Raw genomic sequence first — 11027 nt, forward strand, 5'->3', positions numbered from 1 at the left:
TGATTTTAAACCATCCTAATCTTCCTTCAGTCTTGTCTTATGGTACTTTGGCTGCTTAAAAACTGTCCGGAGTATTGTTTATATTGAAGGCATTGGAGATGAAAGTGAAGATGAAAGTGAAGATGAAAGTACAACAGAAAATATACCTCAAAAACGTCCGGGATTTAGGAGCAAAATTCCGGCAGGAAAAGAGACAACAGCGGGGCTGCGAGCGGGTTTTGTTCATCTCTTCAAAGAACTCTACGATCTCGCAGAGAGCAAAGGCATAAAAATCCTGTCCATCATGTCTGGCTCTCGCCGCGATGCTTGCGAAGATTTCCTAATGAGTATGGAATCTTATCCAGATGCTTTTAATGTTTTGCTTGTGGATTCTGAATCTCCTGTTTCTGAAACTCACACACCTTGGGAGCATTTAAGGAGCAGAAAAGAAGACCAACCTTGGATTTTGGCGACCCAGGGGCGTGATGATGCCTGTTGCCACTTAATGGTACAAACTATGGAGGCTTGGTTTATTGCTGATATTGATGCTTTAAGCAAGTTTTATAATGGCGGATTTAAAGAAGATTATCTTCACAAAAGGCTGGGAAATCAAAGCGTGGAGAAAGTTTCCAAATACAACCTGAGTAAGTGGCTGATATCAGCCACTAATAAAACCTCTAAAGGTAAATATCACAAAACACGACACGCTCCAAAACTATTAGCACTTTTAGATATTGAGAAGGTACGCAAGGCTTCTCCTAGTTGCGATCGCCTTTTCACAACAATAATTACCAAAATCCTAGAAGAGACATAAATACATTGCGTGTATGTAATCCCTATTTACTTGCCATTTTGTAACTTTCTTACCTCTTTGTGTACGCTCATCCCAATTTCCAAAGCCTCATTCAGCAACCGCCCGTATTCAGTCGCCCGATCGCTCACATCCACCGCCATCAAAGCAGCCAAATTACTTTCAATATTAGCAAATAGCTCGTAACGGCGACCGATAAATTGCTGATTTTCCCTGAGAATTCTCTCTGTTTTTAAAGCACAGACTAAACTTTCTCTAGTAATTTTTAAGGCCTCAATTGCATCTCTTCGCTTAATTAAGTTGGCTTGTAAATTGCCAGCAGCCGTTAGGCGATCGATAATATCTAAAGCCTGAATCACCTCATGATACTTCTCAACTTCATCCAGCAGACCCGCCAGCGTTACTAGAGGCTTTGCCTTAACCCATTTATAGACATTCCAAGCAACAGTAATCGCCAGCGACAAACCCAAAGTTATTTGTAAAACCCGGACAAATATTTCAGCATCGCTAAATGAACCAACATTATGTTTATTAGCCAGTAAAGCAACAGGCAGCGAAACAACTAATGTCACACAAAATATCAGCAACTCATTCAACAAAAGAGAAAACAGCTTTTTCCCGTCCCGTAATGCAGCAGGTCGGTAAAAATCCGCTGCAAAACCGTCGCTCAAAGCTATTCCGCTCAAATCCTCCAACTCCTTCTCAGGAATTTTTAACTGTTCCAAATCCGCTTGTATCACTCTTCAAAATCTCCTTTAATTGGGATTAATTACGATCCTCCCAGAGACATAATTGATTGCCACAGACTCATATAAAAATTGCTGTCTCGGTTTCTGAACAGTTGGAAAGCTTGTCCCGGTGCGCCAAAAAACGGTCTCAGCGTCCATCCCAATTGACTGCCAACAAACGCATAAAGTCCCAACCAGAAGCGCAAAATATTTAACCTGATGTCTTTGCCTTCCGCATCTTGTTCTGAAAGAAAGTGCATTCCTTGATAAATGAAACTTACTCCCAAAAATCCTGTGATTGCCATGATAGCAACATTCAGCACCAGATAAAAATTGTAATTGGTACTGCTTATGAGGAAAAACAAACTAACAGGTGCAAATCCAAACAGCAAAACGCTAATCATCGCCATCGCTGTCATCAACAATGTCAAATACTGCTCAAAAGTTCGTTTTGAACCAAACATGACATTAAAAAAGTAAAGTGTGGGAAAGCAGATAATCAGCGTCAGCAAGTAAAGTGCTGGTAACTTAATTGCTGAAACCAGACATTGCATCCACGTACTAGAGGCACCTAATATCGCTCCGTAAATCGCAAAAAATACGGTACTAGAAATCAACAAACCGAAAATTTTAGATTTGAGCTTGACACCTTGGCGAATTTCTTCGAGGAACTGTTGCCGTTCCCGCAGCAAATACATTACTACTGAAAAATATTTCACGGGCTCTCCTTGTGACTGATGCAACTCCGAATCAGTCATAACTCAAGCTGAGTGCGCTTGGCAAGCTTGGCAAATCAGGGCACTCTATGTTAACCAATTATTCTTGAAGAGACAGGACTTACAGAGAACCTAATTATGTAGGGTGCTCTTCTGCCACACACCTTACCGCTATTGACTATCGGCTGGATATTTATAGTTAAATTCTAGTCACATTGTTTCCAAATTGTGTCCAAAAAGGTCATTTGATAGTCATTTCGTAGTCATTTCGTAGTCATTTGATAGTCATTTGATAGTCACTTTGACCCCCGACTCAGCCGTATTCTGGGCAATAAAAAACCTCAAACCTTTGATTTCTCGTTGGTTTGAGGTTTTTGTAGGCGCAAGCGGGCAGCGGGAATCGAACCCGCATAGTTAGCTTGGAAGGCTAAAGTTTTACCACTAAACTATGCCCGCGCACAGAAACTAAACATACCACAAGTCTCTGGGGATTGCAATAGGCCTGTGCAAAATTTTTGAATACCTCCCTCACACAGGCTGAATCGGGACTTGCGGCCCGATCGCCCCCTCACCCCGACAATCCCCGTCTCCGATGCTGCGTAAGACTTTACGGATGGAAATAATCGTAAATTTGCTGCGCCAGACGCGGGCCAATCCCAGAAACTTCTGCCAACTGTTCGGGAGTCGCTAAACGGAGATAGTCGATCGACCGAAAATGTGCCAACAATTGTTTTTGTCGGTGGTGTCCCAATCCGGGAATTTCATCAAGGCGCGATCGCTTCATTCTCTCGCTTCTGCGATCGCGGTGAAAACTCACAGCAAACCTGTGCGCCTCATCCCGCACCCGCCGCAATAATTGTACCCCAGGCTGCTCAGAATTAGTTTGCAGCGGCAAAGATTCCCCCGGCAAAAATATCTCCTCTCGCTGCTTTGCCAAACTGACAACGCGCAACTCTTCTAGCAAATTCATCTCCCGCAAAACAGCCACAACTGCTGACAGTTGACCTTTGCCGCCATCTATCATAATTAAGTCTGGTTTGTCGGAAATAGTAGGAGAATCTGAGGATAAATTGCTGAGTTCTTTCTGTTCTTCTAAATCGCTAAATCCATCTTCCCTCTTCCCTCTTTCTTCTTCCTTTAATCCTCGGAATCGGCGACCGATAACTTCTGCTAAACTAGCAAAATCATCAGAATGACCCGATTTAATTTCAGGATTTTTAATTTTGTAATGGCGGTAGTGTTGATTGGCGGGCAAACCGTCAATAAATACCACGCGGGAAGCTACGGCGTCAGAACCTTGAATGTGAGAAATATCGTAACCTTCTATGCGGCGAGGAACTTCTGGCAAATCGAGAATTTCTGCTAAATCTTCCATTGCTTGAGAATTGCGATCGCTCAATCTTTGCATTCTCGCCAATTCATACTCAGCATTGCGTTCCACCATCTCAATCAACTCAGCCTTAGTTTGCCGCTGCGGCGTCAAAATCGTAACTTTTCGCCCCTTACGGTTGCTCAACCAATCTGCTAATATTTCCGCTTCTGGCAATTCGTACTGCACAGAAATTTCGCTGGGAATTTCTACAGATTCGACATTTTGATAGTGTTCTTCCAGCACCCGCTGCAAAATCGCTCCGGCCTCTACTCCCCCTCGTTCCCCCCCTTGCCCAGGAGGGGAGGAAAGAGAAAGTTGAGATAACTCTTGCCCCTCCTTGGCAACGGGGGGTTGGGCCGGTATTTCCGCCATAAATCCCAATCTTCCGACCAGTTGACCAGCGCGAATTTGGAACAATTGGACGCAAGCGTGCTGGGTGTCTGCAGCAAGTGCGATCGCATCTCTGGAAACCGTATCGTCGGGCAAAGACACTTTTTGACCCGCACTCAAAGACTGCAAACCCTTAATTTGGTCACGAATGCGCGCCGCCGTTTCAAAGTTTAAATCTTCGGCTGCCTCTTCCATTTGGGGTTCTAAAATATCGAGTAATTCCTGAGTTCTTCCCTGGAAAATCATCGCTACTTTTTGGATGATTTTATGATATTCCTCCGGCGAAGTTAACCCTTGACAAACGCCAACGCAGCGCCCGATGTCGTAGTTCAAACAAGGACGGTCTTTAAATAGCGGTTGAGGGCGCTGCCGCAGAGGGAAAATCCGCTTAATTAAATGCAGCGTACTCCGCAGCGCCCCTGTATCAACGTAGGGGCCATAGTAGCGGTCTTTTGCACTACCTGCGCGGCGTTTGCGGGTGATAAAAATGCGCGGGTATTCCTCCGACCAGGTTATGCACAAATAAGGATATTTTTTATCATCTTTGAGGAGGACATTAAAGTAAGGTTGGTGCTGTTTTACGAGGTTTGCTTCTAACGCCAAAGCTTCCGCTTCTGTGTCGGTGGCGATGAATTCAATTTCGCGCACTTGCTGCACCATCATCGCGATGCGGGGGCTGAGATTTTGGCTTTCGCGGAAGTAGGAACGGACGCGGTTTCGGAGTTTTTTTGATTTGCCGATGTAAAGGATGCGATCGCTCTCGTCTCGCATTAAATATACACCAGGAACCGCCGGAATTTCTTTGAGGCGACTTTCTAGGCGTTCCGAGTCTTTAACTAACGGCAGAGTTTTTGTGGATGGCATTGCAAGCTATCTCAGCAAAATAGAGACTGATTGTACACTCTTTTATTTTACCTTAATTATGTCTATTTTGACTGCTGCGATCGTCGCCAAACCCACCTATTAAACTGGAAAATCAGTTACAATATCTGAGATAAAAACTTGCGGGTGCGTTCTTCCTTCGGATTCTGAAAAAACTCTTCCGGCTCAGCTTCTTCAACTAAAACGCCGCCATCCATCAATACAATGCGATCGGCAACTTCGCGCGCAAACCCGACTTCGTGAGTCACCACCACCATTGTAATTCCAGTTTGAGCCAAATTTCGCATTACATCTAACACTTCCCGCACCATTTCCGGATCTAATGCTGATGTCGGTTCATCAAACAGCATGATTTTAGGCTGCATTGCTAGAGAACGTGCAATAGCGACCCGCTGCTGCTGTCCTCCAGACAACTGTCCGGGATATTTTTTTGCTTGTTCCAAAATGCCCACTCTTTCTAACAGTTGCATCGCCACTTCTTCGGCTTTTTTCTTCGGCCAGCGGCGCACCCACACCGGAGCTAGCATGACGTTTTGCAAGACTGATAAGTGGGGAAACAGGTTGAATTGCTGAAACACCATTCCTACTTCGCGGCGAATTGTCTCAATGTTGCGTAAGTCGTGGGAAAGTTCGATTCCGTCGATCGTAATTTTACCTTGTTGGTACTCTTCTAATGCGTTGAATGTGCGAATAAACGTTGATTTTCCCGAACCAGAGGGCCCCATCACGACCACGACTTCACCTCGGTTTACGGTCAGGCTGACGCCGCGCAGTACGTGAAATTGTCCGTACCATTTGTGGACGTTTTCTGCTACGATTACTTGTTCTGGGATTCTGGGTTTAGTTTCCATATTTTTTTGTTTTTAAACCGCTGATGAACGGGGATGAACGCAGATTTTTTACCTTTGACCTACGCCTAAAGTTCGCTCTATTTTGCGGCTTGCTAGGGACATTGAGTAGCAAAATATCCAATAAATAATCCCGACGAATATGTAAACTTCGGCGTATCTTCCGATATAGGAAGGATTTGCTAAAACTGCGCGGGATATTCCAATTAATTCTAACATTCCGAATAGAGACAGCAGGGATGTATCCATAAATAATCCGATGAATTGACCGCCGATCGCAGGAATGACTATTCGTAATGCTTGAGGCAGTACAATGAGAATTGTAAGCAGGGGTGTATTGAGTCCGATCGACCTAGCTGCTTCTATTTGTCCTCTGGGCACGGCCTGCAAGCCTCCGCGCACGTTTTCAGCCAAGTATGCTGCACTAAATAACGTTAATCCAGCAATGGCTCTAATTACTCTATCCAATTTCGGATATTCAGGCGGCAAGAAGAGTTGCAGCATCACTTGACCCAAAAACAAAATGCCAATTAATGGTAAACCCCGAATAATTTCAATGTATAATGTTGATAACAGTCTCACAACTGGCAAAGAACTTTGTCTCCCGAGTGCTAGCAATACTCCCAAAGGAAAGGAAAGCACAATACTAATAACTGCTAAAAACAGCGTCAATACTAAACCGCCCCAATCATTTGTTGACACTTCTGTCAAACCCAACCCGCCTTTAATTAGCCACAAAACTATTGGGAAGGAAAGAACCCAAATTGCCGGCATCCAGTCCATGATTTTTGGGTGAATTTGCCTTCCGATGGCATAGCTGGCGGCGGCTGCGATAATAATTCCTAAGAGGTAGAGGCGAGAGGTTAGGTCGATCGGCGAAATGACCGCACCCACAACCGCAGCACCGAGTATAATTAGTAAAGGCGGATTCCAAAGACGTTCTTGCCGCTGAATGTTTCCCCAAGTTAATCCTCCCAACAAGGCAATGATGGCCGTTACTATCCACAGCCGCCAGTAGGATTCGCTGGGAAATCTGCCGGCGAAAAATAGCGGCAAGTTGGCTTCTAATACGCGCCATTGAGCTTTTGTTGTTGCCCAAACAATAATTCCTTTAATAGTTTGGAAGGCGATAATTAGGCAAACTACTGTCAGAATGCTGTTGTACCAGGTACTAAATAAATTTTTGCGCGCCCAATTCCAAGGGGTAGGCGATTCGGTGGCTGGGGGCGGAAGTACAGGTATTGTTTCCATCAGTTTTTAGTTATTATTAATTTCTCATACTGTTCGCTAAGATTCCTAAAATTTTATTAACATCTCTGAGGTAATACTCTGTTAAATCTATTTCAATTACTTGGTCTTTTAATTTTAGGAATCTCCAGTTAGTCCCGCTAGTTACAGCGCCAAAAATCGCAGGAATATCGTTGCATTCACGTTCATTAAATATTCTAGCGCCTAGCATTTCTGCTACGCACTGTCCCAATTCACTATTGAGATTTTCCGGTTTTGCTTCTACAATTATAATGACTGGTGCAACAACTAACAAAAGTCCTGATGAATTGCCAATTAAAAAATCGCAACTACCGTCTAAGCCTCTTTCGGAGTCCACATTAAAGTCAATACCGGAAAATAAGCTAATTCGATTTTGTAATTGTTCTCTAAGTTCAATTAAAATTGGTGCTGTAATCATTTCAGCGCGGGATTTCTGGGTGTTACTTGCCAGACCTAACGGTACACTGCGCTTGAGAGTTTCTCCTAGTAGTTGGCTGCATTCTAAGTTGGGTTCTTTGCCAAACAAATCGGCGACTTCCGAATACTTTAATTCAAATGTTTTGACTGCGCCCTCTAAACTAAAATCACTGTAAGCCATTTTTCTATTTCCTTTGACCGCCGTTGTAAAATTTCCAACATTAACTCTTTACCTTTCCTTGATTTGTACAGTTTTATTGTACCAATTCATGAACAGAGAAACTATCAAACTAATTGTTAGATATGTTACCATGATAATTAACATTGCTTCGATCGCCCGACCGGTCTGATTCAAGGTCGGAGACCCCACCACAAAATAAACGTCGGGATAAGCAACCGCAACCGCTAAACTCGAATTCTTAGCTAAGTTCAGATATTGACTGGTTAAAGGTGGCACAATCACCCGCAAAGCTTGTGGCAAAATTACCATCCGCATCATTGTTCCAGACTTCAGCCCCAAAGACTTTCCCGCTTCCCACTGGCCTCTCGATACTGACTGAATTCCGGCCCGGACAATTTCTGCAATGTAACTGCCAGTATACAAGCTGAGCCCTGTCACCAGGGCTGCAAATTCTGGAGTGAATTTTAATCCTCCTTCGAGTTGCAATGCTGGTGTCAGGCGGGGGAAATCTAGGCGAAAAGGCAGATTTTGGGTAATAATCCAAGCTAAGATTGCACTCAGCCCGATCGCACCTACAGCCCAAAACAACTGTCTTCCCGGCTTAGCTTCTTCCAACATCACCCGCGCCCGCCACATCCACAGCGCCACCGCCGCCAAAACTCCGACAGTTAGCAAAATCAACCAAATCTCAAAACCCGGCAAAGCCACAGGCCAAGGTACAGCAATGCCGCGATTTGTCAAGTAAATCGGCCCCCTCATCTGCTGATTGTCTTCGAGTTTTGGCAGGGAAATGAAAACTGCAAAATACCAGAAAAATAATTGCAGCAATAACGGCGTATTCCGCAAAATTTCTACGTACAAACCAGCCAAATTTCGCAGCAACCAATTGTCGGAAAGGCGCGCAATTCCTACAGTCAAACCCGCAACGGTTGCGAAAATAATGCCGATACCCATGACCCGCAGCGAGTTAATTAAACCGACAAAATAAGCTTGTCTGTAACTGTTGGCGGGACTGTAGGGGATTACACTTTCGCCGATATCAAAAGATGCTTGGGAATTGAGAAAATCAAATCCAAACGCAATCCCCAGTTGCGAGTAATTGGCGCTGAGATTGTCCCAAAGAAGGGCGATGACAATTATTACTAAAATTAGGGCGATCGCCTGTCCGGCAATTTTCCAGAAGCGATCGTCCCGCAGCAGTTTAGATATATCTTTAAAATTGGGAAGTTTCTGCGATTTGCCCGGTTGAGGTTCTGGATTCATAACTGTTTAATGAGGGATCGAACTAGACCTCAATACGGTTCAGTTAAAACTATTTATTCCTCGGAGATCCCCCTAAATCCCCCTTAAGAAGGGGGACTTTGAGTAAGTTCTTGTCCCCCCCTTTTTAAGGGGGGTTAGGGGGGATCGAGCTTAACTGAACCGTATTGAACTATACCTAACTTTAGCCTGCCTAAAATATCTTGTAGCGTACACCTAGCAAGCACCTTACAAGTCGGGTAAGCGCGGAGTACCTTGCTGTCTAAAATATCTGGTTAGTTAACTGTCAACAGTCAACAGTCAACAGTTAACAGTTAACAGTCAACAGTCAACAGTCAACAGTTAACTAAAATTACCGGAACGGCGGCGAGTAAAGCAAACCGCCATCTTTCCAGAGTCTGTTTTGACCCCGTTCTAACTTAAGTGTACTTTTGGGGCCGAGGTTGCGATCGTACATTTCCCCGTAATTCCCGACTTTCTTGACAACGCGGACTGCGTAGTCGTTCGGGAGTCCCAAACCTTTACCTAAATCTCCTTCTGTTCCTAGCAAACGTTTGACGCTGGGGTCTGTAGTGCTTGCCACAAGTTGGTCTACATTTCCTGAATTAATTCCCAAATCTTCAGCTTCAATCGCAGCAAAAACGATCCATCTCACGGCGTCAGCCCATTTAGGATCGCCGCTTTTCACCGCTGGGGCTAACGGTTCTTTTGACATCACGATCGGCAAAACAACATTATTCTCGGAATTCGGCAGAGTTGTCCGCTTCGAGACTAGCTGCGATCGATCGGCAGTAACACCTTGACAGCGACCTTCTTGATAGGTAGCAAAGACAGCATTCACATCTTCAAACACCACAGGAGTGTATTTAACTCCTAATCTTCGCATTTGGTCGGACAAATTTTGTTCGGTACTCGTACCTGTCTGCACGCAGATAGATTTGCCCGCAAAATCTTTTAAACTTTTGATGCCGCTGTCTTTTTTGACCATGATGCTTTGAGAGTCATAAAAGATCACCGGGGCAAATTCCAGTCCGGTAGTGCTGTCGCGGCTGGCCGTGTAGGTGGTATTTCGGCTGAGAATGTCGATTTCTCCGGCCTGCAAAACTGTAAATCTATCTTTAGCATTGAGCTTTCGGTACTCGACTTTTTCGGGATCGTCAAATATTGCCGCCGCCACAGCCCTGCACACATCCACATCCAGTCCGGAGTATTTGCCCTTTTCGTCTAAAAAGCTAAAACCCGGCAGTTCGCCGCTGACGCCACAAATCAGTTTGCCGCGGCTGACAATTGTATCTATCCGGCTTGAACCTTGTTGCGAATTGCCGCCTGCAGTAGTTGTTGCTGTTGTTTGTCCGGTTTGTGCCGATCGATCCCTACAAGATGCCAACGGTGTCGCAAATAACACACTTGCTAGTAGCAGAAATCCCCATTTACGCATAGATTTTAGTAGAACGCTTTCCTGACAATCCTACCTTGTAGCTGTCGAGAACTGTGGCGATCGGCGATCTACAAAAGCCTCCGGCTTCAAATTAGCCGTTCTGCATCCGGTGCTGCACTGCGGCACCTGCACCGACTACCCGCCTGTTTTTTTTTGAGCAAACTGGGAGCCCAGAATTAGAAACCCGGTTTCCGGCTGGAGGTCTGGTCGTCAAACCTAAGATTTATCCTTGAAACCCGGTTTCTTTTCTGCTATTTCTGCCCAGCGCGAGGGACAATCGCCTTTCCCTGGAATATTTATCTGATTTTGATTGAATGCGCTCACAGTAGCTCTGGTGCTAGCCGCTGCTCAGCTAAATCGCGGATTAGGGAAAGCCGAGACTGGATGTATTCGTCCAACACATCTGCTTCTTTGCCATTAAGCGCAGAGTTGGTCTTTAACTGTTTCAGCAGCCACTGTACCAGGGTGGCATCGTCCAAATTAACTAACAGAGTGGCTTGGGTGGTCTCAATTAATGACCAGAGTTGGCGTAACATGACTGGAGTCATAAAACCTCGTTGAGCGTAAATACGCACTAATGGGCGGGGATAGCGAAAAGCTGGTCTTGGTGTCTCAAGCCGATCGACGAAAAGCGCACTCATCTCGCTCGGCTTAATGATTATTTTATATTTGACCACAATAACTTAATGTAGTAGTGTCATAAGCTACAACACACAAGATGTTATAAGAGTTCCCA

The 11027-nt window shown here is 44.8% G+C and carries 10 protein-coding genes and 1 tRNA gene; 1 reads left to right on the top strand and 10 read right to left on the bottom strand.

The features are described from left to right. Nucleotides 1-322: 322 nt before the first annotated feature. Complete coding sequence (locus QUB33_RS18670) at nt 323-793, top strand: DUF4276 family protein (RefSeq protein WP_445299536.1); 471 nt, start codon at nt 323-325, stop codon at nt 791-793. 26 nt (nt 794-819) lie between these two features. On the opposite strand, the gene QUB33_RS18675 is transcribed toward QUB33_RS18670, so the two are convergent. From QUB33_RS18675 to QUB33_RS18720, 10 genes are all read right to left on the bottom strand, one after another. After that, nucleotides 820-1530: a hypothetical protein gene (locus QUB33_RS18675; RefSeq protein ID WP_333352411.1), complete on the bottom strand. Its 711-nt coding sequence runs from the start codon at nt 1528-1530 to the stop codon at nt 820-822. Between the two features lie 29 nt (nt 1531-1559). Then, a complete protein-coding gene (locus QUB33_RS18680) occupies nt 1560-2237 on the bottom strand; it encodes an actin-binding WH2 domain-containing protein (RefSeq protein WP_333352415.1) in 678 nt (225 codons plus the stop codon). Between the two features lie 382 nt (nt 2238-2619). Then, nucleotides 2620-2690: transfer RNA gene (locus QUB33_RS18685), tRNA-Gly, on the bottom strand. 151 nt (nt 2691-2841) lie between these two features. Then, nucleotides 2842-4860 (bottom strand): excinuclease ABC subunit UvrC, encoded by a 2019-nt coding sequence (gene uvrC / locus QUB33_RS18690; RefSeq protein WP_333352418.1) that lies wholly within the window; start codon nt 4858-4860, stop codon nt 2842-2844. A 116-nt stretch (nt 4861-4976) separates the two neighbouring features. After that, nucleotides 4977-5729 (bottom strand): amino acid ABC transporter ATP-binding protein, encoded by a 753-nt coding sequence (locus QUB33_RS18695; protein WP_333352421.1) that lies wholly within the window; start codon nt 5727-5729, stop codon nt 4977-4979. A 48-nt stretch (nt 5730-5777) separates the two neighbouring features. Continuing rightward, entirely contained in the window at nt 5778-6977 is a 1200-nt protein-coding gene (locus QUB33_RS18700) for an amino acid ABC transporter permease (protein WP_333352424.1), read from the bottom strand. 16 nt (nt 6978-6993) lie between these two features. After that, nucleotides 6994-7593 carry a hypothetical protein gene (locus tag QUB33_RS18705; protein WP_333352427.1) on the bottom strand — a complete coding sequence of 200 codons (600 nt, stop codon included), beginning with the start codon at nt 7591-7593 and terminating at the stop codon, nt 6994-6996. A 48-nt stretch (nt 7594-7641) separates the two neighbouring features. Continuing rightward, nucleotides 7642-8856 (bottom strand): ABC transporter permease subunit, encoded by a 1215-nt coding sequence (locus QUB33_RS18710; protein WP_333352430.1) that lies wholly within the window; start codon nt 8854-8856, stop codon nt 7642-7644. 349 nt (nt 8857-9205) lie between these two features. Continuing rightward, nucleotides 9206-10291: an amino acid ABC transporter substrate-binding protein gene (locus QUB33_RS18715; protein WP_333352433.1), complete on the bottom strand. Its 1086-nt coding sequence runs from the start codon at nt 10289-10291 to the stop codon at nt 9206-9208. A gap of 320 nt (nt 10292-10611) precedes the next feature. Then, nucleotides 10612-10839, bottom strand: coding sequence for a hypothetical protein (locus QUB33_RS18720; protein WP_190656515.1), 228 nt, complete (start codon nt 10837-10839; stop codon nt 10612-10614). Nucleotides 10840-11027: the final 188 nt, after the last annotated feature.

It is taken from the genome of Microcoleus sp. B3-A4 (genome assembly GCF_036705385.1).
In the GTDB taxonomy this organism is placed as follows: domain Bacteria; phylum Cyanobacteriota; class Cyanobacteriia; order Cyanobacteriales; family Microcoleaceae; genus Microcoleus.

Excerpts from the sequence above, each read along its gene's own strand:
- QUB33_RS18670 (WP_445299536.1), top strand. The coding sequence starts at position 323 with ATGAGTATGGAATCTTATCCAGATGCTTTTAATGTTTTGCTTGTGGAT.
- uvrC (WP_333352418.1), bottom strand. The coding sequence starts at position 4,860 with ATGCCATCCACAAAAACTCTGCCGTTAGTTAAAGACTCGGAACGCCTA.
- QUB33_RS18695 (WP_333352421.1), bottom strand. The coding sequence starts at position 5,729 with ATGGAAACTAAACCCAGAATCCCAGAACAAGTAATCGTAGCAGAAAAC.
- QUB33_RS18700 (WP_333352424.1), bottom strand. The coding sequence starts at position 6,977 with ATGGAAACAATACCTGTACTTCCGCCCCCAGCCACCGAATCGCCTACC.
- QUB33_RS18705 (WP_333352427.1), bottom strand. The coding sequence starts at position 7,593 with ATGGCTTACAGTGATTTTAGTTTAGAGGGCGCAGTCAAAACATTTGAA.
- QUB33_RS18710 (WP_333352430.1), bottom strand. The coding sequence starts at position 8,856 with ATGAATCCAGAACCTCAACCGGGCAAATCGCAGAAACTTCCCAATTTT.
- QUB33_RS18715 (WP_333352433.1), bottom strand. The coding sequence starts at position 10,291 with ATGCGTAAATGGGGATTTCTGCTACTAGCAAGTGTGTTATTTGCGACA.
- QUB33_RS18720 (WP_190656515.1), bottom strand. The coding sequence starts at position 10,839 with ATGACTCCAGTCATGTTACGCCAACTCTGGTCATTAATTGAGACCACC.